This is a genomic window from Streptomyces cathayae (genome assembly GCF_029760955.1).
Lineage (GTDB): Bacteria > Actinomycetota > Actinomycetes > Streptomycetales > Streptomycetaceae > Streptomyces > Streptomyces cathayae.
The window spans coordinates 5,623,152-5,645,676 of record NZ_CP121682.1 but is presented as its reverse complement, the minus strand read 5'-3'; the positions used below and the strand labels follow the sequence as shown (position 1 = coordinate 5,645,676).

Genomic DNA, 22,525 nt, shown 5'->3' with positions numbered 1-22,525 from the left:
CTCGGCTAGCATTCGCCATGTGAGAAATGATATCTCAGGCGGTCCGCGAAATAAACCCGGCAAACCGATTTCCGACAGTTTCTCGGCACTGCGCACCCGACGGTGGTTTGCAGGCCTGCCAGGGCACCTGACGGGTGCATTCGCGGCGACCCCTCCGCTGCAGCGCACGGGGCTCGTCACCTCATGATGGCCTGTTCCCGAAAACACTCCCGCCTCGACGGAAATCCGCCGGAGCCAGGAGCCGTCTCCGGACGAGCCGGCGGTCCGGACAATGGAATCGAGGGACCAGTGCCACTTACTTGAGCCGAGGCGATCCTCCAGGCGGGAGCTTGCGATTAATCAGCCGAGGCACTGGTGCCGATAAAGGCCCATCCGGCGTACGAATCAACGGACGGCCGGTAATCGGATCGAACCTGTACTGCAACAGAAGGGGAGGAACCTGTTCCAGGAAATCCTTCGCCTTGAGCTCTTCGACACTTACCGAGTACGCCGTCCGCACCGCCTCTTCGATGGTCGGCATCGGAATCACCTCAAGGCCAGCGGGGACGCCGCCCTCGACGAACTCGACGAACTCGACGAACAGACTGTCGCCGCACCCCCTCGCCGCCCATGGACCGGTCGGCGGTCCGCGGCGCGCACCTGAAGGGACTTCGGGGCGTGGCTACGCCTCACCGTCGACGCCGGCCGCGGCCGTCTCCGTCGTCGGCGTGGCTCCCTGGCCAGCGCCCTCCAGGAATTCTCCGTCTCCTCGGCGGCCGGAAGGGGCTGCCGCCAAGGGGTGGAGGCGTCGTTGTCCGGCGTGCAACGCCGCAGCCGTTCCGCCATGCCCTCTGCGTCGTCCCGCACCGAGACGGCCAGGAGGCTGAAGGGAGCCGTGGGCCTCAGTTCGACGCACACCACGGGCCTCCCGGGCCGTACGGCCACGAAGTCCTGCCCACCGGGGTGACACCGCGTGCCGACGCACAGCACGCCGGGAATCCAGACGCCGCGCAGAACCACTCCGCGCAGGGCCCGCCACCAGGCGGGCTCCACCGTCACCCGGCGTACGGCCGCCAGCGGCACGCGCACGCTTCCGCGGCGCGCGGCGGCCTTTTCCCACCACGGCAGGCACACCACGAGGTCGTCGCCCTGCACGAGGATCCGTGCCATGTTCACTCCCTCCCTTCCCTCCTCGCTCCAGGCCGGGGTGGCGGCACGAGGGGCGGGACCGGCCGTGGCCGCCGTCGTCTCCCGCGGACGGCCCGCCTGATCCACTGCCGCGTCATGACGCCTGCCGCAGACGACAGAGGTACCGGTCCGCACGGCACTGCGCGTCGGGGGCACGGAAACCCGCTGCGTCATGCCGCCGGAGCGGCTCGGCACAGTACTACCGCTGGGGGATGCCGAGTTCGCGGCCGCGGTAGAAGCCTTCCCGTTCCTCGGCGACGTACGGGGCCATGGCCGCACGCCGTTGCGCCTCCGCCTCGGAGGACCGCCACGCGTCGCAGGTCTCCTGGGAGTCCCAGAACGACACCCCGGTGATCTCCTGTCCGTCCTCGGACCAGTAGGCGTAGGCGCGGCGGAGCCCCTGCGGGGCGGGTTCCGGCTGCCACGCCTTCTCGAAGTCCTCCAGGGCGCCCGGCCGAATACGCCGCGTCGTCACCCAGACGAAGTGCTCTTCCATCGCAGCCTCCTCCGCAACCCCTGCCGGCTCGCCGAGCCCTTCGACCACCGTAGGCCCGCGGCACGGTCTCCGCCTGCCTGGGACGCCGCCGCCACTGATCCCGGCTCGCAGACCTGGTTGCACGGACCATTTCCTGTTACGGGGGCCGACGACCGACCATGGAAGATGGAAAAAGTGGTGCAGTCGGGGGCGGAAGTCGTCGGCGGTGAGGGCGATGAAGGGTTCGATCCGGCTCGGGAGTGTTCGGGGCCTGGCGTTGCGGGCGCACTGGAGCGTGCCGTTGCTCATGCTGCTCCTCGCGTACGGCCTGGCGGCCCGGACACTGCCCGGATACGCGCCGGGGCTGGCGCCGGTGGTGTACGCGGTCGCCGGAGTGGCCGGAGCCGTGCTGCTGCTGGCGAGTCTGGTGGTGCACGAGGCCGCGCACGCGCTGACGGCTCGCAGGGCGGGGATCTCCGTGCAGGACATGACCCTGTGGGCGCTGGGCGGGGTCACTCGGATGGACCAGCCGACGACACCACGGACGGCCTTCCTGGTCGCCGTCAGCGGGCCGCTCGCCAGCCTGCTGCTCGGCGCCGTCGGTATCGGCGCGGCCGCCGCGGTCGCGACCACGCTGGGCTGGCGGATCCCGGTCGCCGTACTGGGCTGGCTCGGTGGCACGAACCTGTTGCTGGGCCTCTTCAACCTGCTGCCCGCCGCGCCCCTGGACGGAGGCCGGCTGACGCAGGCCCTGCTGTGGTGGCGCACGGGCGATCGCGAGCGGGCTCAGCGAGCGGCAGGGCGCGGTGGCCAGGTCGTCGGCATGGCACTTGTCGTCCTGGGCTGGCTGGCGTTCGCGCGGGGGCTGCCGGCGGGGTTGTGGCTGATCGTCGTCGGCCTGTTCGTGGCGGGCGCCGCGGCGGCCGAACGCCGGTGGGCCGAGCTGGTCACAGCCCTGCGGGGCGTACGGGTCAGGCAGGCGATGACCACTCCGGTGGTCACCGGCCCCGACTGGCTGGCCGTGGACCGCTTCCTTTCCGAGGTGACCTCGCAGGTGGGGCACTCAGCGCTGCCGCTGCTCGACTTCGAGGGCCACCCCAGCGGCGTGGTACAACTGCGCCGACTGGTCGACCTGCCGTCCGAGAAGCGGGCGTCGCTGCGGGTACGCAACGTCGCGACCCCGCTGTCCCGATGCACGCTCGCCGCACCGGACGAGCTGCTGAACTCCGTCCTGGAGCGACTCGGCACCGCCGGGGCCCTCCTTCCGATCCTCGTGATGGACGACGGCCGGCTGAGCGGAATCATCACCGCGCACGACATCGACCGGTTCCGCCGACACTCACGGCTTCCGTCGGCGCCCCCGCCGTCCCCCGGGCCGCCGTGAGAACGTTCGGCTGCCGTGTCGGAGCGATCGGGTGCCCTCGCGAGCCTCGTGCGCGGCAGACGTCCTGAGCCGCCGTAAGCGGGACATGATGGAAGTACAGACGTGTTCCGTGAGGAGGAGTACGGCATGGCCGGGTCAGGCTCTGGCGGCACCGAGGGCTCGGGGGGCTCCGGGGGCGGCAAGTCGCGGTTCGACGACATCTACGACCGGCCGGATCCGCGCACGTACTTCGGGCGGCTGGCCCCGCTGGAGTACGAGATCCCGCACCACGCCCAGCCGGTCTTCCGCCAGGTCGCCGCCGAACGGACCGCGCTCGACGACGGCCGGCCGCACGGGCCGGCGGTGCTGGACGTGTGCTGCTCGTACGGGATCAACGCCGCGCTGCTCAACCACGAGGTGACGCTGGCGGAGATGTACGAGCGCTACACCTCCCCCGCCTGCCGGACGCTGTCGACGGCGGAACTGGCGGCGCGGGACAGGGGGTTCTACGCCGAGCGGCGCCGACCGGACGCGGTGCCGGTCTTCGGCCTGGACGTCTCGGCGCCCGCCGTGCACTACGCGCTGGAGGCGGGGCTCCTGGACGCCGCCTTCGCCGACGACCTCGAACAGGGCCCGCCCGGCCCCGAGCTGAACCGCGCGCTCGCCGAGGTCGGCCTCATCACGCTGACCGGCGGCGGCAGTTATGTCACCGCCCGGACGTTCACGGCGCTGCTGGACGGCGTCCGAAGGCCGGTGTGGGTCAGCGCGTTCGTGCTGCGGACGGTGTCGTACCGGCCGATCGTCCAGGCCCTGGCCGCCCACGGTCTGAACACCACCCTCGACACCTCCCGCACCTATCCGCAGCGCCTCTTCACCGACGAGCAGGAACAGCGGTACGCGATCGCGGCGGTACGGGCACTGGGCGGCGACCCCGCAGGACGCGAGGAAGCCGGCCGTTTCCACGCCCTGCACTACGAGTCCCGCCCCGACGCCTCCTGACGGCCGAGCGGGAAGCACCCCGCGAGCCGTCGACACCGCCCACGGGGTGAAGCGGCCGAAGGGCGGGACCAGAGCCGCCCGACCGGTCCAGGGCCGCACGGTGCGCAACCGTCTTCCAGGCACGTTCGAAGCACTCGGCGGTACGCACAGCCGACCATGACGCATGTGCACTTCATCGCCGGGATCGAGGGTGCTCTTGCAGGTCAGCGACCTGGGGCGGCAGACGAGTCGGGCTGTACGCCGGGTTCTGTTCCGGTGGGTCCTCGCGGGCCCTCCGGTGACGGCCATCCATCTAGGGCCGGCGTTGCCGCCGGCCTCGTGCGGTCTACCCGCGGACTCGGGCGGGCAGCCCTCGAACGTCCGCGCAGAGCGCTTTTCACGGCGCTCCTTTTGACCTTGCTCCGGGTGGGGTTTACCTAGCCGCCTGAGTCACCTCAGGCGCTGGTGGTCTCTTACACCACCGTTTCACCCTTACCCGGCACCGAAGCGCCGGGCGGTCTGCTTTCTGTGGCACTGTCCCGCGGGTCACCCCGGGTGGCCGTTAGCCACCACCCTGCCCTGTGGAGCCCGGACGTTCCTCGGGAAGCCCCGCAAAGGACTCCACGCGGCCGCCCGCCCGGCTCGTCTGCCGTACCGGCCATGGTACCGGGCGTGAACGGGGCCTCGGTGCCGCGGCCGTCGCCAGGACCGAGCCGGTGAGGATCAGGGCGAAGGCGGCCAGGACCGTCGCGGTCAGGGACTCGCCCAGGAGGAGCACCCCGGCCGTCACCGCGACCGCCGGGTTGACGTACGTGATGACGGTCGCCCGGGTCGGTCCCGCCTCCTTGATCAGCTCCAGGAAGGCGACGAAGGCGATCGCCGTGCAGACGGCGCCCAGGCCGGCGAGGGCGGTCAGTGCCCCGGCGGAGGGCAGCTCGGCCGGCCGTGTGAGCACGGCGGCCGGGGCGTAGACGACTGCCGCCAGGGTCAGGCAGACCGCGGTGAGCTGGAGGGACGGGACCTGCTTCAGATGGCGGGCGGCGATGAGCGGGGCGATGGCGTAGCCCAGTACCGTCACCAGCACCTCGGCGAGCGAACGGACGTCGCCGCCGGTCAGGTGCGGGACGGTGAGGACGCCGACGCCCACCAGGCCGAGCCCCAGGCCGGTGAGGCGGCGTGCGCCCAGGCGCTCCGTGTCGCCGAAGAACCTGGCGAGCGTCACGCCCACGATGGGGACGCCCGCGATCAACAGGCCGGCGGTGGAGCTGGAGAGGTGGCGTTCCGCGTCGGTCAAGGTGTACCAGGGGCCGATGATCTCGATGACCGCGAAGGCGAGCAGGGGGCGCCAGTGGGCGCGAACGGTCCCGGTGAGGCCTCCTTGCCGCAGTGCGAAGGGCAGCAGGAGCAGTGCGCCGAGGGCACAGCGGGTGAAGACGACCCCGGACGGGGACACCTCCTCCACCGCCACCTTGATCATCAGATAGGGGATGCCCCAGACCACTCCCATCAGGGAGAACAGGAACCAGCCGCGTGCAGTCATGCGGCGAGTCTCGGCCGGGTCAGTGTCCCGGGTCTTGAACGCTGTTGCGGTACGCCGCCGGGGTCACCCCGAGGACGCGGCGGAACCACCGGGTCAGGTGGGCCTGGTCCGCGAAGCCCACGAGTCCGGCTACTTCGGCGGGGCGCAGCCCGGCCTCCAGCAGGCCGCGGGCCCTGGTGACCCGGTACTGGGCGAGCCAGGCGTAGGGCGGTATCCCCATCGTCGTACGGAAGGCGCGCAGCAGCTGGTAGCGGGACAGGCCGAGGTCGGTGGCGAGGGCCGCGAGGGAGGGCGGGGCGAGCAGTTCCTCGGCAAGACGCTCGCGGACGGCCAGGGCGATGCGCCCGGCACCGGGGACCGCACCGGCGTCCGCACGGGCGGTGGAGTGGCGGTGTGCGAGGGCGATGAGCAGCCAGGGCAGCCTCGACTCCGCCTCCAGGGGGTCGGGGCAGGCGCTGACCTCGGTGTGCGCGCGGCGCAGGGCGCCGGCCAGTTCGGGGTCGTGGAGGACCGGCTCGCGGAAGTGCGGGAGACCGGTGCCGTGGGTTCCGTCGGTGAGCAGGGCGGGGGCGGCGTACAGGGCGCGGTAGGCGTAGCCGTCGGAGGCGGCGGGGCCGCCGGTGTGCATCTCGCCGGGTTCGAGGACGACGAGGGTGCCGGGTCCGGAGACGATGCGTCCGCCGCGGTACGCGATGGCCTCCAGTCCGCCGACGGTGACCCCGACCGTGAACTCGTCGTGGGCGTGCGGGGCGTACTCGTGCCGGTCGAAACGGGCGGTGAGCAGGTCGACGGAGGGCCCGCAGACCCCGAGCCGCGCCCTGGTCCAGCTGGCCTGCTCCCGTACCTTCGCCACTCCGCACCCTCGTCCTCAGTATCGGCATCCTCCGACAAGGCCCGCGAGGCCGTCGATGCCTGTGTACAGGCTCTCAACTCCCGCAGCTCCGCCGAGCAGATTCTCGCCGACCGTGGTGGACGGGGTGGAAGAGCAAGGACGTACAGATCCAGCACGACATGGGCCCGGACACCGGCTCGGCCCGCCTCCTGGCCGAGGACGAGACAGACAAAGAATCCGCTTCGACCGACAAGCCGCATTCCCGACCACCGCGTGGGAGCCGATCCCAACGGGTTTCCAGATGAGGGTAAAACGGCATGCAGGTTGAAGGAAGGTCCCATATCGCATCATCATGAGCACCATGAGTCTCGTCTCCACCTCCTTCGACGCGCCTGCCACGGACGGCTACGCCCACGACTGGGCACTGGTCGATGTGGAGACCTCAGGACTCACAGCCAGGCGTGACCGAGTGCTGTCCATCGCGGTGATCACGATCGGTCCGGACGGTGAGCAGACCGGAGAGTTCTCGACACTGCTCAACCCGGGGTGCGATCCCGGGCCGGTGAATGTGCACGGGCTGACCACCGAGCGGCTGCATGGCGCACCGACCTTCGACCTGGTCGCCGGGCAGATCGGCGCGATGCTCCAGGACCGGGTCCTGGTCGCTCACAACGCCCAGTTCGATTACGACTTCCTGGCCCATGAGTTCGCCCGTGCGCGGATGTGGCTGCCGGTGTCGCAGCGGCTTTGCACCCTGGCCCTGAACCGCCAGGTGGATCCGCCGACGGACGACATGAAACTCGGCACCCTCGCTGCCCATTACCGCGTCCCCCAGCAACGTGCTCACGATGCGCTGGACGACACCCGTGTACTGGCCGGGATCCTGCGAGCGTCACTGCGCGAAGCAGCGCGGCTCGATCTTCCCTTGCCACTGGTGACCTGCCCGCCCCGGGCAGAGTCCCAGTTCACGCCGAAGCCGCCCAAGTCTCCCTGCGCCTACCGCAATCCGGGACGGCTGACCCCCGGCGGGCCGCTCCGGCAGGGAATGAAGGTCGCGATCACCGGTGAGACCGCCCATGCCCGGGCGGAGTTGGTCGGGCGGGCGGTTGCCGCCGGACTGAACATGATGACCTCTGTCAGCCGCCACACCAGCGTGCTGGTCACCAACGAGGCAACGTCCGGCTCGGCAAAGGCCCGACGTGCACACGCCGAAGGCGTGCCGGTCATCGACGAGCACACCTTTCTGCACCTTCTGGCCGCCGTACAACCGGGGACGGCGCACGAGACGACAGCCGTCGTAACCGCCCGGACGGCTGAACCCGAAGCAGTCAGGCCTCTGGAGCCCGCGTCCACCACCAGCGTGACGCACGAACCGTCGCACCGTCCACGGAATGTGCTCGTACGCTGACGCACCGTACGGACTGCACCTCTGGAATGCACCCACGCGCACCCGTCACCGTGGCCCCATGAGCGCAACCAAACCCCAACTTGGCTCCACCGTACAAATGTTCACCCAGCTCCTGTCGTCCACCCGCCGAGGAGCCCTGCTCGCCCGCCCCCTCGCCGCCGAGCAGCTCCGCGCTTGGCCGATGTCACCCGGCGTCACCGAACGCGCCGAGCAGATCGTGGGCGAACTCGCCGCCAACGCCGCCCTGCACGGCCGTGTCGACAGCCGCGACTTCCGGCTCACCCTCACCCTCGACACCACGGCCGGTCTGCTCCGCATCGCCGTCACCGATGCCCGGGGCGAGCGCCTCCCGTCACCGCCCGCGGACTGCGGAACACCCCCGGACGCCGAATCCGGCCGCGGCCTCCTCCTGGTCACCGCCCTCGCCGACCGCTGGGGCGTCGAGCCGTATCCACCTGGGGGCAAGACGGTCTGGGCCGAATGTGTCTACGAGGGCTCCGGTCCGGACACGCACAGCGGGCGAACCTGAGGCCACGCCCAAAGCCCTCGACTGCGGGCACTGTGCGGCCACCTGGCCGGGGCGGAGCGCGGCTCCCGGCCGTCAGACGGCGACCACGTGCACGTCCGTCGGCGCGAGGACCGTCAAGTAGGCCTCGATGTCCCCCGGGTCGGCGGTGAAGACGACCGCGCTGCCGTGCCGGGCCGCCGCCAGGGCCACCCAGGCGTCCACCGCGTCCGGCCGTTCCTTCGCCGGCAGGGCCGCTCGTCCCAGAGCGGTGCCGATGCGCCGCCAGTCCGCGAGGTCCGGGCCCGTCGCACAGGCCAGACACTCCGAACGGCCCGCTCTCGTCTCGCGCAGGGGCGGCTCGGACGTACGGGCCCGCGGGACGGTGCAGTCCTTCAGCACCCCGGACAGGGCGTGCACCAGAGCCGGCTGAGGGCGCCACACCTGGGCGAGGACCGGGCCGAGCACCAGCGCCCGGTGCGGGACCGTGCGCAGCCCTTCGTGGAGAGCCACCGCCTTCGCCTTGCGGTCGGCGAGCGCGATGAGCATGCCGGTGTCGTAGACCGGCACCCGTGCGTTCACGCGGCGTGTCCCGGACGGCGGTCGTGCCGGTCCCGGCCGTGGGCGAGATCCAGGGCCTCCTCGACCTCGCGGCGTTCCTGTTCCGTCAGTTCCGCGGCCGGTCCCGGGGCGGGTTCGGCGGGCAGCCCACTTGCCGCCTGCTCCGCCCGGGCGATGAGCGCGTCCACCTCCGCGAACTGCTCCTCTATGGCATCGCTCTCGGCCATCTGCCGCGTCGCGGCATGCACCAGGTAGGCCGAGACGTCCAGGCCCGCCCGTTCCGCGTGCTGCCTGATGCGGTCGGCCTGACCCTGCTCCAGGCTGATACTGATCCGTGTCTTCGCCACGGAAGCACCGTAATACGCGTATGACGACAGCGCGAGTGCGCCCGGACGCGGACAACCCGACCCCGACCCTGACGGTACCGACGAAGATCTCCTCGTCGCCGGGCTTCAGACTGAGGCGCCCCTGACGCACCTTCACTCGGACAAGGCGGAGAACCAGATTGCGGATCCACTTCCTTCTACATCTCGGAGGAATGAGATCGCGCAGACCGGGAAGGATCTACGGTCGGGCACATTTCCGCCAGGGCGCCCTCCACCCTTTCCACCGCGTTGCCGATGTGAAGTCCAAAGGGTGAAGGCATGCAGGGCGACGGCCTTCACGGCCAGCCCGGCAGGTGACCTCGTCGCACCCGACAAGGCGACAAAGCTGCAGTTCATCCACCGGAAGTGAGGCTTGAGGTCGACCTGTAGCCGCACGGCCGGACCGGCTGCCGCAGCACGCACCTCCGACGGGTTGGCGTCGTTGATTGCGACAGCAAATTAGCGCAATTGAGCCAATTCTGCTACGGTCGAAGGAAAGCTGCCTCTCTGGACCGGTCGATACGTGCGGATTCTGGCGACCGGACGGCTCCCCCCTGCCCGTGAACGTGAGGGCGGACGCGGGGCCACATGGCGAGAATAAAAGGACATACGTGACGAACAGAAAAAGAGTAGCGATTATCGGTGCCGGCCCCTCGGGCATGGCTCAGCTGCGGGCCTTTGAGACCGCAGCGCGCGCGGGGGCGGACATCCCCGAGATCGTCTGTTTCGAGAAACAGGCTGACTGGGGTGGCCAGTGGAACTTCACCTGGCGCACCGGACTCGACGAGTACGGCGAGCCCGTACACTCGAGCATGTACCGCAATCTGTGGTCGAATGCGCCGAAGGAGGCGCTGGAGTTCGCTGATTACACCTTCGACGAGCACTTCGGTCGCCCCGTCTCCTCATACCCGCCGCGCCCGGTTCTGTGGGACTACATCGCCGCCCGGCTGAAGAAGACGAACGTGCGCGATTTCATCCGTTTCCAGACCGTCGTGCGCTGGACGGAATACGACGCCGAGCGTGAGGTCTTCACGCTCACGGTCGAGAATCTCCCCACCGGAGAAACGACGACCGAGGAGTTCGACCACGTGGTCGTCTCCAGCGGCCACTTCGCTTTCCCCAACGTGCCGCATTTCCCTGGCATCGAGACCTTCCCCGGGTACATCGCCCACGCGCACGACTTCCGCGGCGCGGAAGCCTTCAAGGGGCAGGACGTCCTCGTCGTCGGCTCCAGCTACTCGGCCGAGGACATCGGCAGCCAGGCGTTCAAGATGGGCGCACGCTCGGTGACGGCGAGCTATCGTTCCGCGCCGATGGGCTACGACTGGCCCGAGGGCTTCGAGGAACGCCCCGTCATCCAGCGCATCGAGGGCAACACGGTCCACTTCGCCGACGGCACCTCGAAGCACGTCGACGCCGTCGTCCTGTGCACCGGCTACCTGCACAAGTACCCGTTCCTGTCCGACGAGCTCGCGCTGGCCTCCCCGAACAACGTGTACCCGGACGGCCTTTACCGCGGTGTCGTGTGGCAGGACAACCCGCGTCTGGCCTACCTCGGCGCGCAGGACCAGTGGTTCACCTTCAACATGTTCGACGCGCAGGCCTGGTACGTACGCGACCTCATCCTGGGCCGCGCCGAGCTGCCGTCGGAGACCGAACGCGCCGCGTCCATCGCCGAGTGGCGGGAACGTTTCGAGAAGCTTTCCTCGGACGCCGAAGAGGTCCGCTTCCAGGCCGACTACGTGCGTGATCTGCTGCGGCAGACGGACTACCCCGAGTTCGACCTCGACCGGGTCGTCGAGATCTTCCTCGCGTGGAAGCGCGACAAGAAGGCCGACATCATGGGCTACCGCGACCGTGCCTACCGCTCGGTCATGACGGGCACCCTGGCCGCCGAGCACCACACACCGTGGCTCGAAGAACTCGACGACTCGATCGAGCGCTACCTCGCCAGAAAGCCCACCAAGACCCCGCAGACCATTGAGCGCAGCCTAGCGGCGTAACTCCCGGGGTCGGGGGCGGACCCCACTACGGTTCTCAGGGGCCCAGCAGCTCTCGCTGCGGGCCCCTGACCCGTGTCCACGGGTGGGCACAACCGGGGATATCGGCACCGGACCGACAGCACGGCTCTCCCAGGTGCCCCCGCTTGTCGTCCTGCGCGCGCTCGACCGTGCTCGCTTGACCCTGTCGCGGCGTCAACGTTTCTACTGGGGGGCATGCGGATCGGAGAACTCGCCACGGCCGTCGGTGTCACCACGCGGACCGTGCGGCATTACCACCATCTGGGGCTGCTCCCGGAGCCGGAGCGGCGGGCCAACGGGTACCGGGACTACACGCTGCGGCACGCCGTCGTGCTGGCGCGGATCAGGCGGCTGACCGAGCTGGGGCTCGGGCTGGCCGAGGTGCGGGACGTGCTCGCGGACGACGCCGGGAAGGACCTCGCCGAGGTGCTGACCGAGCTGGACGAGGACCTGGCCCGGCAGGAGGCCGCGATCCGGGACCGTCGGGCGCGGCTGCGGGCCCTGCTGGAGACGGAGGGCGGGCTGACCACCGAGGGGCCGGTCTCCCCCGAACTGGCCGCCCTGTTCCGGGAGGTGGCGGATCTGTCCGACTCGCCCATGGCGGCCAGGGACCGGGAGGTGCTCGCCCTCATCGAGACCGCGGCGCCCCCGGAGCAGCGGGAGCAGCTGATGGGTCTGCTGACCGGGTTCATGAAGGTGCCGGGCGGGGTGGAGCGTGCGCTCGCCGCCTACGCGCTGCTCGACGAACTCGTCGACGCCGCACCGGACGACCCCCGCGTGGACGAGGCCGCCCGCGTCCTCGCCGAGTCCCTGCCCCCGGGTCTGCTCCCGGAGGGTGCCTCCTTCGACCAGGACGACAGCTTCCTGCGCGCCATGTACGCGGACTTCCCCCCGGCCCAGGCGGAGGCGATCCGCCGGACCCTGCGGATCATCATGAAGGAGCGGACGACATGACGGACGGCGTGCGGGTCGGCCGGGGCGTTGTCCGGGCCCTCGTCCGGCACGAGCTGCGGCTGATGGTGAGCCTGCTGCTGTGGCTGGCGCGGCGGACTCATGGCGCCGGGGGCGGGACGGCCTTCGGGTACGCGCGGGGGCACGGCGCGGTGATGTTCGGGTTCGCGTTCGTGTGCGTGGTCGAGACGGTGGTGCTGTCCTTGCTGCTGCTCGACTGGCCGACGGTCCACGCGGTGGTGCTGTTCCTGGATGTGTACACCGTCGTCATCGTCGTGGGGCTGCATGCCGCCGACGTCGTACGTCCTCACGTACTGGACCCGGACTCCGGGACGCTGCGGATCCGCCGCGCCGTCCACGTCGACCTGCGGATACCGCTGGAGCGGATCGCCTCCGTCCGGCGCGAGCTGCGGATGAGCCATGAGCGGGCCGACGGTGAGCTGAACGTCGAGGTCGGCTCGCAGACCACGGTCACGCTGGAACTCACGGAGCCGGTCACCCACGTCACGTTCTTCGGGCGGCCCCGGGAGGTGCGGATCGTACGGTTGCACGCCGACGAGCCCGACGCCCTGGTCCGGGCGCTGGCGGCGGGGCGGTGGGCCCCTCAGACGTAGGCCACTCAGGCGTAGCGCCCGGCACCGTACGCTGTCGGCTGGGTTCTACCGTGAGGAGCAACGCGTGCTTGTCCTGCTGCCGCCGTCCGAGGGCAAGGCCGCTTCCGGCCGCGGCGCCCCGCTGAAGCCTCAGGCCCTGTCGCTGCCGGGGCTGGCCGAGGCCCGGGAGGCCGTTCTCACCGAGCTGGTGGAGCTGTGCGCCGGTGACGAGGACAAGGCGCGCGAGGTGCTGGGGCTGAGCCAGGGGCTGCGGGGCGAGGTCGCGAAGAACGTGGAGCTGCGCACCGCCGGCACCCGGCCCGCCGGGGAGATCTACACCGGGGTGCTCTACGACGCCCTGGATCCGGCCTCGCTCGATCCGGCGGCCAAGCGCCGGGCCGCCCGCTCGCTGCTGGTGTTCTCGGGGCTGTGGGGTGCGGTCCGGGTCACCGACCGGATTCCGTCCTACCGCTGCTCGATGGGCGTACGGCTGCCGGGGCTCGGGGCGCTGGGGGCGTACTGGCGTACGCCGATGGCCTCGGTGCTGCCGGAGGCGGCCGGCGGGGGTCTGGTGCTGGACCTGCGGTCGGCCGCGTACGCGGCGGCGTGGAAGCCGAAGGGCGAGGTGGCCGCGCGTACGGCGACGGTACGGGTCCTGCACGCACCGACCCGGAAGGTGGTCAGCCACTTCAACAAGGCGACCAAGGGGCGGATCGTCCGCAGCCTGCTGACGGCCGGGACCGCGCCGGAGGATCCCGCCTCCCTGGTGGAGGCGCTGCGGGACCTCGGGTACGTGGTGGAGGCGCAGGCGCCGGAGCGGGCGGGGACGCCCTGGGCGCTGGATGTGCTGGTGGACGAGGTGCACTGACCCACGTCGTTTCATTGCACCCTGCGCAACGGCCTTTGCGCAGGGTGCTTCGGTGAAGGCAGGATGGCGTCCATGAGTTCATCCCTGCCCTCCTCGGCCCCCTCCGCTTCCGTGCTGGATCTCGCGCCCGTCGTGCCCGTCGTCGTGGTGGAGGACGCCGCCGACGCCGTACCGCTGGCGCGGGCGCTGGTCGCCGGGGGGCTGCCCGCGATCGAGGTGACCCTGCGGACGCCCGCCGCCCTGGACGCCGTCCGCGCGATCGCCGCCGAGGTGCCGGACGCGCTGGTCGGGGCCGGCACGGTGATCACACCGGGGCAGGTGGGCGAGGTCGTCGCGGCCGGGGCGCGGTTCCTGGTCAGTCCGGGCTGGACGGACGTACTGCTGGAGTCGATGCGGGCGTCCGGGGTGCCGTTCCTGCCGGGGGTGTCGACGGTCTCGGAGGTCGTGGCGCTGCTGGAGCGCGGGGTGCGGGAGATGAAGTTCTTCCCGGCGCGGGCCGCGGGCGGCACGGCGTATCTGAAGGCGATCGCCGGTCCGCTCCCCCAGGCCCGCTTCTGCCCGACCGGCGGGATCGGCCCGGACTCCGCACCGGACTATCTGGCGCTGCCCAACGTCGCCTGCGTGGGCGGCAGTTGGATGCTCCCGGCGGATGCGGTGGCGGCTCGGGACTGGGCCCGGATCGAACGGCTGGCCCGCGCGGCGGCGGACCTCGGCGCAGACGGCCTCGGCGCAGACGGTCTCAGCGCAGGTGGGACGTCTCGTTGAACAGCCGGACGCTGGCGTTGCCGTCGGCGTAGTACGCCACCGCCGACAGCGAGGCCGCCGACAGTTCCATCCGGAACAGGGCCTCGGGCGGGGCGCCCAGGGCGAGGCGTACGAAGGTCTTGATCGGGGTCACGTGGGTGACGAGCAGGACCGTACGGCCCGCGTACGCGGCGGTCAGCCGGTCCCGGGCGGCCGCGATCCGGCTCGCGGTGGCCGCGAAGCTCTCCCCGCCGCCGGTGGGTTCGGCGTCCGGGGAGGACAGCCAGGCGTTCAGGTCGCCGGGGTGGCGTTCGCGCACCTCGGCGAAGGTGAGACCCTCCCACGCGCCGAAGTCGGTCTCCCGCAGCCCGTCGTCGACGGCGACGTCGAGGCCCAGGCGGGCGGCGACGATGCCGGCGGTCTCGCGGGTGCGGGCCAGCGGCGAGGCGACGATCGCCTGGACGGTGCCGCGCCGGGCGAGGTGGGCGGCGGTCCGCTCGGCCTGCTCCCTGCCGATGTCGGAGAGGGAGGGGTCGCTGCCGCCGCTGCCGGAGAACCGTTTCTGGGGGGTCAGCGGGGTCTCGCCGTGCCGGAGCAGTACGAAGGTGGCCGGCGGGCCCATGTCGGCGGGCGCCCAGCCCGACGAGGGGGTGGCGGACGGCGCCGGAGTGCGGGCGGCGGCCGTCTCGGTGCCGGGGGCGGCCACGGCCTGCGCGGCCCGGAGGTCGGCTGCCGCCTTCCCGGCAGGGGCGTGTCCGGCAGGGGCGTCTCCCGCACCGGCGTCGGCACCGGCGACCCCGGCGACGGCCGCAGCCGCACGCGCCCGTGCCGCACCGGCGGCCGCGTCCCCGGGCGGACCGGACGGCTCGGGCAGCCCGGACGGCTCGGGCATCACGGGCCGTGCCTCCGGTGTGTCCAGCGCGGCGCGCGAGTCCGAAGCGCTCCTTCCCCAAGCTCTCGACTCCGTTCGAGCAGGGGAGACCCCAACCTCACCCCGCACCCCCGCGTCCATCGCCTCGTTGGCCAGGCGGTCCGCGTGCTTGTTCTGCTCACGCGGGATCCACTCATAGGTGACCCGGCCGGGCGGGAGGATCCGCGCCGCTTCGGCCGCCAGCGGCTTGATGCCGGGGTGCTTGATCTTCCAGCGGCCCGACATCTGCTCGACGACGAGCTTGGAGTCCATCCGGACGTGGACCGTGGCCTCCGGGTCCAGCTCACGGGCGGCCCGCAGACCGGCCAGCAGGCCCGAGTACTCGGCGACGTTGTTCGTGACGACGCCGAGGTACTCGGCCGCCTCCCGCAGCGTCTCCCCCGTCGCCGCGTCGCTCACCACGGCCCCGTAGCCGGCGGGTCCGGGGTTGCCCCGTGACCCGCCGTCGGCCTCGACGATGAACTCCCGCACCGGAAGCAACCCCTACAGCCCCGACTCGGCGGTGCGGACCAGGATGCGGCGGCAGTTCTCGCAGCGCACCACCGTGTCGGGCGCGGCCTGGCGGATCTCGTTCAGCTCGGTGATGGCGAGCTCCTGGCGGCAGCCCTGGCAGCTGCGCGCGTACAGCTTCGCCGCGCCGATGCCGCCGTGCTGCTCGCGCAGCTTCTCGTACAGCTTGAGCAGGTCCGCGGGGACGGCTCCGGCGACGACCGCGCGCTCCTTGGTGACCGTGGCGGCCTCGCCGTCGATCTCCGCGCAGGCCGCGTCCCGGCGGCCGGTCGCGTCGTCGATCCGCGACTGGACGGAGGTGACCCGCTCGGCCAGCTCGGCGGCCCGCTCCTGCGCGGACTCGCGGCGCTCCATGACCTCCAGGACGACGTCCTCGAGGTCCCCCTGGCGCTTGGCGAGGGAGGCGATCTCGCGCTGGAGGTTCTCCAGGTCCTTGGGCGAGGAGACGGCACCGGAGTCGAGGCGCTGCTGGTCGCGGGCGGCGCGCTGGCGCACCTGGTCCACGTCCTGCTCGGCCTTGGTCTGCTCGCGGGCGCAGTCGCTCTCCTCGGTCTGCGCGGCCACGTGCAGGTCGCGCAGCTGGGCGAGGTCCCGGGTCAGCGACTCGACCTCGGCGTGCTCGGGGAGCGACTTGCGCTTGTACGCGAGTTGCTGGAGCCGGACGTCGAGGCCCTGGACGTCGAGGAGTCGGATCTGGTCGGCGGACGCGGCGTTCAGTTGGGGGCTCCAGAGGGATCGGAGGAGGAAGGAGCGCGCGAAGCGCTCCCCGAAGGGGTGGTGGGCGACGGGTCGACGAAGGACGCCGCGTGGGCGGTCCAGGGGTCGGTGACCGTGGCGGAGACATGGACCCGAAGACCCCATCCGTGACGGTCGGAGATCTCGTCGAGCTGGGCTGCGGCCAGCTCGCACCAGGGCCACTCGGTGGCCCAGTGCGCCGCGTCGAGCAGCGCGAGGGGACGGTGGGCGGCATGGTCCGCCGCGAACTCCGACGCCGGGTGGTGGCGCAGGTCCGCGGTGAGGTACGCGTCCACGCCGGCCGCCCGGACGTAGGCGAAGAGGCTGTCGCCGGAGCCGCCGCTGACGGCGACCCGGCGGACGAGCGCCTCGGGGTCGCCGGCGACGCGGATGCCCTGCGCGGTGGCGGGGAGGCGTGCGGCGGCGCGAGCGGCGAATTCGCGGACGGTCAGCGGGTGGTCCAGTTCGCAGACCCGGCCGAGCCCGCGGCGGCCCTCGGGGTCGGTGGTGTCCGGCACGAGCGGCCGTACGACGCGCAGGTCGAGCGCGCCGGCCAGGGCGTCGCTCACCCCGGGGTCGGCCGTGTCGGCGTTGGTGTGGGCGACGTGCAGCGCGATGTCGTTCTTGATGAGCCGGTGCACCACGCGGCCCTTGGCGGTGGAGGCCGCGACGGTGGTCGTCCCGCGCAGATAGAGCGGGTGGTGGGTGACCAGCAGGTCGGCGTTCAGCTTCACCGCCTCGTCGACGATCTCCAGGACGGGGTCGACAGCGAACAGGACCCGGGTGACCTCCTGGTCGGGGTCCCCCGCGACGGTGCCGACCGCGTCCCAGGACTCGGCCCGCTCGGCGGGCCACAGGGTCTCCAGCGCGGTGATGACTTCAGACAGACGGGGCACAAGCGCAAGGCTACCTGCCCCTTTGGCGCCGTAGTACCGGTGCGGGCACCTGGAACGGACCCGATACCGGCGAGCACATAAGCCGTCGTTTCCTCAGGTGAATCGTTCCTGGAACACCCTTATGTGTGAAGCGGGGGCCGACGGGTCCTCCGCCCGCGCGTACGAAAACTACGTTCGTCGCCGGAGGTGACCGAACGATGACGATGTGTGCGATCGAGCCTTCGACGGGCCACTCGGACACCGGGCACGCGGACACGGAGCACGGGTCCCGTACGGAGGGAGAGGGCGAGGGCGGTACGGAACACGGGGACGGGAGACCCGCGCCGGGCTGCGTCCTCACCGCCGACGGTTCCTACGCCGCGCGCCTCGCCCCCGTCGACGGCTCCCTGGTCCCGGAGCGCTGGACCCTGGACGGCCCCGAGCCCTACGCGGTACCGCTGCCCGGCGGCCGGCCCGAGGAGCCCGGGGCCGAGGTGCAGCCCCTGGGCGACGGGCGGGTCCTCGTCCACCGGCCTGCGGACGGGCCGCACGGCGGGAGGCGCTACGAGAAGCACGCCTTCTCCCTCCTGTACCCGGCCGGCCCCGGGACCGGCGAGCTGTCGCTCGGCGCGATCGCGTGCCCGGACGAGGGGACCCGGTTGCGGCTGCTGCCGCCCGCCCCGTGCGGGCGGCGGGCGTACGCCGTGGCGGTGGGCCCGCGGTCGACGGCCCTGTGGCTGGTGGCGGGCGGCGCCTCCGGGCCCGAACGCGTGGCCGAGATCCCGGGCCGCTGCTCGGGCGGGGTGTGGCTGGACCGCACCGGCCGGATGCTGGCCCTGGACCGGGAGACCGGCGGGCGCACCAAGTCGGTCGTGGTGGACCTGGGCCGCGGGGGCGAGGTGTCGCCCCTGTTGCAGCTCGCCCCGGAGAGCGACGACCGGGTCCTGCTCGCCGACCCGGACAGCGGGCTGCTGCTGATCCGCTCGGACGCGCCCTCACCCGGCCGGGCCCGGTTGGGCTGGGGGGTGCTGGGCAGCACGCTGCCGGTGCGCTTCCCGGAGTGCCTGCGGCTGCCGGACTGCACGGTCACGCCGTTCGCGATCCAGCCCGGCCAGGTGCTGGCGCCGGAGAGCTGTGCGGTGGCGCTGCGCATCAACAGCGCGGACAGCACGGACGGCGTGGACGGCGCGCTCGGCAGCTGGGTCGGGGTGTGGCGGCCGGGCCTGCGGCAGATGCGCCACCTTCCGGCGCCCGAGGGGTGGTTGGCCGGAACCGGGCTGTGGACGGCGGACGGGGTGCTGCGGCTGCCCTGCGCCACACCGGCGGTGCCGTGCGCGGTGGCCCTGCTGTACCCGCCGGTCCCGGAGCCGCGGCGTGGGGAGAACGACCCGCACGCCCCGTCGGAGACGGAGCCCCCGGCGCCCGCGCCCGCGGTCGGCCCCGCGATGCGGACGACCGTCCCCGCGCCCCGCCCCGTCCCCCTGCAACAGGCGCCTCTGGCATCGCTTGTAACGAAGTAGCGGCGGTCGGCGTGGTCGCCTGGATACGCACCGTGGCCCGCCGGTTAGACTCACCCGGTTGCAGGAAAGATCAGTTTTACGGGGTGAGTTCCTTCCAATGAACGATGCCAGCACGAACCAGCCGCAGACCGCCGACGGCGGGCAGACCACTGCCGGACGGGGCAGGCACCGCGGACCGGTTTCCCAGCAGGACTCCACGGTGGCCCCCCGGGGCCGTCACCGCAGGCCCGCAGGGGAGAACGAGCAGTCGGGACAGGCTGCCTGACGGCATGTCAGGTTCCAGATGGATCGGCAACCGGCCCCGCCCGTCGCACGACGGGCGGGGCCGTTCCACGTCCGGCAGGTCCCCTCGGCCGTGGGCCGGTTCAGAGGTGTTCGACAGTGATGTCGGTGGCGGGGATGCCCCCCAGATGGGATCTCCCGGTTCTGGAACGCGTTCGGCCGAAGACGTGGGGGCGTGAAGCGGCGCATTCCGCCCGTTCGTCCTACGCTTCGTCCGTGAACGAGATGCCCCGGGACCACCGGCCCGCCACCTCCGTCCGGGTCCTGCTCGCGGAGGATCCCGGTACGAGGCACGGGGCGCTCGCCTTACTGCTCCGGATGGAGCAGGGCATCCAGGTCGTGGCCCAGGTGGCGGCGGGGGGCTCGGTCGTGGACACGGCGCTCACCCACCGCCCCGACGTCGCCCTCCTCGACCTCGGGTCGCCCGGTCCGAACGGCCCGGGTGGTCTGGACATCGCCGCCGCACTGCGCGACCAGGTGCCCGACTGCCGGGTGCTGATCCTCGCCACGGCAGGCGGGCCCGACCGGCTGCGGCGGGCCATGGCGGCGGGGGCCGCCGGTTTCCTCGTCAAGGACGGGTCGGTGCGGGAGCTGGCCTCCGCGATCCACCGGGTGCTGGCCGGGGAGACGGTGATCGATCCCGCCCTCGCCGCCGTGGCGGCGGCCGCCACCACCGCCACCGTCGACTCCACCGACTCCCCTGACAGCGTTTCGCCGCCACCGCTCACGGCCCACGGCTCCGCCCCGGTGCTGCCGTCATGCGTTCCGCTGGAACAGTGCCGTCCAGAGGAAGTCCTCCCCGAAGAGCGGTGAGTCCTCCGGCTCCTTCCGCATGCGGCGCAGTTCGATCCCGGTCAGGTCCGCGAAGATCCGGCGCAGCGACTCGTCCGTGTAGGCGAGCCCGCCCCGGAGGCCGCCCTGCCCCCGGTAGAACTCCGCGTCGGACAGCTCCGAGCCCATCGCGCCCGCCGCGAAGCAGGAGAGCGCGAACCGGCCGCCCGGGGCGAGGACCCGGTCGAGCAGCGCGAGGTAGCTGATCCGGCGGTGCGGGGGCAGGTGGTGGAAGCAGCCGGAGTCGTACACCAGGTCATACGGCCCGGCGAGTTCCCCGCCGTCACGGGTGAGGGCGAAGGCGTCGCCGCGGTGGAACCGGACGCCGCGCGCACCCGTCTCGCGGGCCCGTTCCCGTGCCCAGCCGACGGCGGCCGGGGAGAGGTCGACCGCGTCGACCTCGAAGCCGTGCGCGGCCAGATACAGCGCGTTGCGGCCGGGGCCGCAGCCCACGTCCAGCGCCCGGCCCCCGGTGAGCAGGCCCCGCTCGACGTACGACACCAGGTTCTCGTCCGGCTTCGCCACGAAGAACGGCACCGGCCGGGAGCGGTCGGCGTAGAAGCCGTCCCACCAGTCGGCGCCCTGCCGAGTCCACCGGTCGGCCTCCGGTGCGAACAGGCCGTCCAGCAGGTCGAGTACGTCGTCCACGGTGCGTGTGCTCCGGTCCATCCGGGCCCCCTTCCATATACGGCGACCGTATCCCCAGGAAGCGTGAAGTCCCAGGTCAGCAGGGCTTGTTGGGGCTTCGGCGAAGGCTCCGGCGGCCCCTGGGAGGGGCCGGTGCGACCGGCGCCGAGGGGGCCGTTCGGGGCAGGGAGGAACACCCGTGCCGGCCCCCGCCGCGGGCCGTCACGGCGCCTCTCCGACCGGCCCGACGCCCACTTTCTCTCCCCCGCCGCTCCCTCAGCGCGCCGCCGTGGCTCTCCGGGGCAGCCAGAGCCACATCAGCACCATGCCGGCGGCCAGCACCACCGCCCCCGTGCGGAACGACAGGGCGTACCCCTCGGTCAGGGCCTCCGGGGTGGTGCTGCCTCCCATACGGGTCGCCGCGATCGTCGACAGGACCGCCAGACCGAGCGAGCCGCCCATCGTGCGCGAGGTGTTGATCAGTCCGGAGACCAGGCCGGCCTCCTCGGGGGCCGCGCCGGAGGTCGCGAGCGCGGCGAGCGGGGTCCCGGCGAGCCCCCCGCCCAGCATCATCAGGATGCCGGGGAACATGATCGCCGTCAGATACGTCCCGTCGGCCGTCATGGTCGACTGCCAGGCGAAGCCGGTCATCGCGACGAAGGTGCCGAGCACGGCCACGGCGCGCGCCCCGGCCAGCCGCATCAGCCGGGGCGCGACCTTGGAACCGACGACCACGGCGAGCGAGCTCGGCACCAGGGCGAACCCGGCCGCGAGCGGGGTGTAGCCGAGGACGTTCTGCGCGTAGAGGGTCATGAAGAACCACATGGAGAACATCGCGGCGCCGCTCAGGAACATCGCCGCGTTCGCCGACGACACCGAGCGCACCCGGAACAGCCCCAGCGGCATCAGCGGGGCCTTGGCCCGCGCCTCGACGAGGAGGAACAGCGCGATGAGGGCGAGTCCGGCGAGCAGCGGTACCAGGGTGGGCGTCGCCGTCCAGCCCTCGGCCTCGGTCTGGGAGATGCCGTAGGCGAGGGTGCCGAGGCCGGCCGTCACGAGCAGCGCGCCGGGCAGGTCGAGCCGCCGTCCGTCCCCGGCCCGGCCCTCCGCCAGCCACCAGGCGGCTCCGGCCAGCAGCACCACCCCGATCGGCACGTTGATCAGCAGGACCCACCGCCAGGACAGCGTGTCCGTGAGCGCCCCGCCGACGAAGCCGCCGGCCGCGCCACCGCCCGCCCCGACGGCGGTCCAGGTCGCGATGGCGCGGGCGCGGGCGGCGCCCTCGGAGACCGCCGAGGTGACGATGGTCAGGGTGGAGGGCGCCAGGACGGCCGCCCCGAGCCCCTGCACCGCCCGCGCCAGCAGCAGCTGCCAGCCGTCCTGGGCCAGCCCGCCGACCAGTGAGGCCAGCGTGAACAGGCCGAGGCCGAGGAGGAACATCCGCTTGCGTCCGTAGAGGTCACCGGCGCGTCCGCCGAGCAGCATGAAACCGGCGAAGGCGATGGCGTACGCGTTCACCACCCACTGCAGGCCCTGCCCGCTGAGCCCGAGGCCGGCCCGCATCGACGGCAGCGCGACGTTGACCACAGAGATGTCGAGCACGACGAGGAACTGCCCGGCACACGCGAGCGCCACCGCCAGCCATGGAGGAGGCGTGCTGCGACGGGGTGTGCGGGTGACGGTGGTGTCCGGGACTTCGAGCATGGACGTCATGGTCTCAACCGGCGAGCACCCCTTGCATCGGGAATTCGCCGGGGCGGGTCCTGGTCCTTCCGACCTAAGCCGTCCCGGGGACGGCGGCAGGGGCCCCCGTCGGGCCGTCCCCGACGGGTACGGCAGCATG

General features: G+C 72.1%; 20 protein-coding genes, 1 other RNA gene and 2 pseudogenes. 11 read left to right on the top strand and 12 right to left on the bottom strand.

The annotated features are described in order from the left end of the window. Positions 1 to 525: 525 nt before the first annotated feature. On the bottom strand, positions 526 to 1,149 hold the full coding sequence (locus PYS65_RS25745) for a hypothetical protein (protein ID WP_279336306.1): 624 nt from the start codon (positions 1,147 to 1,149) through the stop codon (positions 526 to 528). A 217-nt stretch (positions 1,150 to 1,366) separates the two neighbouring features. Continuing rightward, positions 1,367 to 1,663: a hypothetical protein gene (locus tag PYS65_RS25740; protein ID WP_279336305.1), complete on the bottom strand. Its 297-nt coding sequence runs from the start codon at positions 1,661 to 1,663 to the stop codon at positions 1,367 to 1,369. Positions 1,664 to 1,877: 214 nt separating this feature from the next. Here PYS65_RS25740 and PYS65_RS25735 point away from each other — a divergent pair, with 214 nt between their 5' ends. Continuing rightward, positions 1,878 to 3,026 (top strand): site-2 protease family protein, encoded by a 1,149-nt coding sequence (locus tag PYS65_RS25735; protein WP_279336304.1) that lies wholly within the window; start codon positions 1,878 to 1,880, stop codon positions 3,024 to 3,026. Positions 3,027 to 3,152: 126 nt separating this feature from the next. Next, positions 3,153 to 4,004: a hypothetical protein gene (locus tag PYS65_RS25730; protein WP_279336303.1), complete on the top strand. Its 852-nt coding sequence runs from the start codon at positions 3,153 to 3,155 to the stop codon at positions 4,002 to 4,004. 220 nt (positions 4,005 to 4,224) lie between these two features. On the opposite strand, the gene rnpB is transcribed toward PYS65_RS25730, so the two are convergent. From rnpB to PYS65_RS25715, 3 genes and pseudogenes are all read right to left on the bottom strand, one after another. Then, an RNA gene (gene rnpB, locus PYS65_RS25725) (RNase P RNA component class A) lies at positions 4,225 to 4,628 on the bottom strand. 115 nt (positions 4,629 to 4,743) lie between these two features. Beyond that, positions 4,744 to 5,523 (bottom strand): annotated as a pseudogene (locus PYS65_RS35270) (DMT family transporter); the annotation flags it as partial. 19 nt (positions 5,524 to 5,542) lie between these two features. After that, the gene (locus tag PYS65_RS25715) at positions 5,543 to 6,376 is read right to left on the bottom strand and encodes an AraC family transcriptional regulator (protein ID WP_279336301.1); all 834 of its coding nucleotides are present in this window, start codon (positions 6,374 to 6,376) and stop codon (positions 5,543 to 5,545) included. 340 nt (positions 6,377 to 6,716) lie between these two features. Here PYS65_RS25715 and PYS65_RS25710 point away from each other — a divergent pair. Together PYS65_RS25710 and PYS65_RS25705 are read left to right on the top strand one after the other, a co-directional pair. Then, a pseudogene (locus PYS65_RS25710) lies at positions 6,717 to 7,730 on the top strand (exonuclease domain-containing protein); the annotation flags it as partial. A gap of 91 nt (positions 7,731 to 7,821) precedes the next feature. Further along, positions 7,822 to 8,292, top strand: coding sequence for an ATP-binding protein (locus tag PYS65_RS25705; RefSeq protein WP_279336300.1), 471 nt, complete (start codon positions 7,822 to 7,824; stop codon positions 8,290 to 8,292). A gap of 72 nt (positions 8,293 to 8,364) precedes the next feature. Here PYS65_RS25705 and PYS65_RS25700 read toward each other — a convergent pair whose 3' ends face one another. Both PYS65_RS25700 and PYS65_RS25695 read right to left on the bottom strand, forming a co-directional pair. After that, a complete protein-coding gene (locus tag PYS65_RS25700; RefSeq protein ID WP_279336299.1) occupies positions 8,365 to 8,850 on the bottom strand; it encodes a PIN domain-containing protein in 486 nt (161 codons plus the stop codon). After that, positions 8,847 to 9,176 carry a hypothetical protein gene (locus PYS65_RS25695; protein ID WP_279336298.1) on the bottom strand — a complete coding sequence of 110 codons (330 nt, stop codon included), beginning with the start codon at positions 9,174 to 9,176 and terminating at the stop codon, positions 8,847 to 8,849. The genes PYS65_RS25700 and PYS65_RS25695 overlap by 4 nt, the downstream gene beginning before the upstream one ends. A gap of 578 nt (positions 9,177 to 9,754) precedes the next feature. Between PYS65_RS25695 and PYS65_RS25690 the strand changes: the two genes are divergently transcribed. The 5 genes from PYS65_RS25690 (at position 9,755) to eda (ending at position 14,392) form a co-directional block, all read left to right on the top strand. Then, positions 9,755 to 11,197, top strand: a complete 1,443-nt coding sequence (locus PYS65_RS25690) for an NAD(P)-binding domain-containing protein (protein ID WP_341483700.1) — start codon at positions 9,755 to 9,757, stop codon at positions 11,195 to 11,197. A gap of 213 nt (positions 11,198 to 11,410) precedes the next feature. Beyond that, positions 11,411 to 12,169 (top strand): MerR family transcriptional regulator, encoded by a 759-nt coding sequence (locus PYS65_RS25685; RefSeq protein ID WP_279336297.1) that lies wholly within the window; start codon positions 11,411 to 11,413, stop codon positions 12,167 to 12,169. Then, positions 12,166 to 12,780: a hypothetical protein gene (locus PYS65_RS25680; RefSeq protein ID WP_279336296.1), complete on the top strand. Its 615-nt coding sequence runs from the start codon at positions 12,166 to 12,168 to the stop codon at positions 12,778 to 12,780. The genes PYS65_RS25685 and PYS65_RS25680 overlap by 4 nt, the downstream gene beginning before the upstream one ends. A gap of 64 nt (positions 12,781 to 12,844) precedes the next feature. Continuing rightward, on the top strand, positions 12,845 to 13,627 hold the full coding sequence (yaaA, locus tag PYS65_RS25675; protein WP_279336295.1) for a peroxide stress protein YaaA: 783 nt from the start codon (positions 12,845 to 12,847) through the stop codon (positions 13,625 to 13,627). A 72-nt stretch (positions 13,628 to 13,699) separates the two neighbouring features. Next, the gene (gene eda / locus PYS65_RS25670) at positions 13,700 to 14,392 is read left to right on the top strand and encodes a bifunctional 4-hydroxy-2-oxoglutarate aldolase/2-dehydro-3-deoxy-phosphogluconate aldolase (RefSeq protein WP_279336294.1); all 693 of its coding nucleotides are present in this window, start codon (positions 13,700 to 13,702) and stop codon (positions 14,390 to 14,392) included. Here eda and PYS65_RS25665 read toward each other — a convergent pair. Genes PYS65_RS25665 through PYS65_RS25655 form a run of 3 tightly spaced genes read right to left on the bottom strand, consistent with a single transcriptional unit; the run spans position 14,367 to position 17,443 of the window. After that, positions 14,367 to 15,773: a bifunctional RNase H/acid phosphatase gene (locus PYS65_RS25665; RefSeq protein WP_279336293.1), complete on the bottom strand. Its 1,407-nt coding sequence runs from the start codon at positions 15,771 to 15,773 to the stop codon at positions 14,367 to 14,369. The two genes, eda and PYS65_RS25665, sit on opposite strands and share 26 nt — an antisense overlap. A 12-nt stretch (positions 15,774 to 15,785) precedes the next feature. Then, on the bottom strand, positions 15,786 to 16,529 hold the full coding sequence (locus PYS65_RS25660) for a zinc ribbon domain-containing protein (protein WP_279338077.1): 744 nt from the start codon (positions 16,527 to 16,529) through the stop codon (positions 15,786 to 15,788). Then, positions 16,526 to 17,443, bottom strand: coding sequence for a Nif3-like dinuclear metal center hexameric protein (locus tag PYS65_RS25655; RefSeq protein ID WP_279336292.1), 918 nt, complete (start codon positions 17,441 to 17,443; stop codon positions 16,526 to 16,528). Before PYS65_RS25655 ends, PYS65_RS25660 begins: the two co-directional genes overlap by 4 nt. Before the next feature lie 197 nt (positions 17,444 to 17,640). Between PYS65_RS25655 and PYS65_RS25650 the strand changes: the two genes are divergently transcribed. Together PYS65_RS25650 and PYS65_RS25645 are read left to right on the top strand one after the other, a co-directional pair. Then, complete coding sequence (locus tag PYS65_RS25650; RefSeq protein WP_279336291.1) at positions 17,641 to 18,942, top strand: hypothetical protein; 1,302 nt, start codon at positions 17,641 to 17,643, stop codon at positions 18,940 to 18,942. 507 nt (positions 18,943 to 19,449) lie between these two features. After that, on the top strand, positions 19,450 to 20,037 hold the full coding sequence (locus PYS65_RS25645; protein WP_279338076.1) for a response regulator: 588 nt from the start codon (positions 19,450 to 19,452) through the stop codon (positions 20,035 to 20,037). On the opposite strand, the gene PYS65_RS25640 is transcribed toward PYS65_RS25645, so the two are convergent. Both PYS65_RS25640 and PYS65_RS25635 read right to left on the bottom strand, forming a co-directional pair. Next, the gene (locus PYS65_RS25640; RefSeq protein WP_279336290.1) at positions 19,981 to 20,724 is read right to left on the bottom strand and encodes a class I SAM-dependent methyltransferase; all 744 of its coding nucleotides are present in this window, start codon (positions 20,722 to 20,724) and stop codon (positions 19,981 to 19,983) included. The genes PYS65_RS25645 and PYS65_RS25640 overlap by 57 nt on opposite strands. A gap of 234 nt (positions 20,725 to 20,958) precedes the next feature. After that, positions 20,959 to 22,395, bottom strand: a complete 1,437-nt coding sequence (locus PYS65_RS25635; protein ID WP_279336289.1) for an MFS transporter — start codon at positions 22,393 to 22,395, stop codon at positions 20,959 to 20,961. Positions 22,396 to 22,525: the final 130 nt, after the last annotated feature.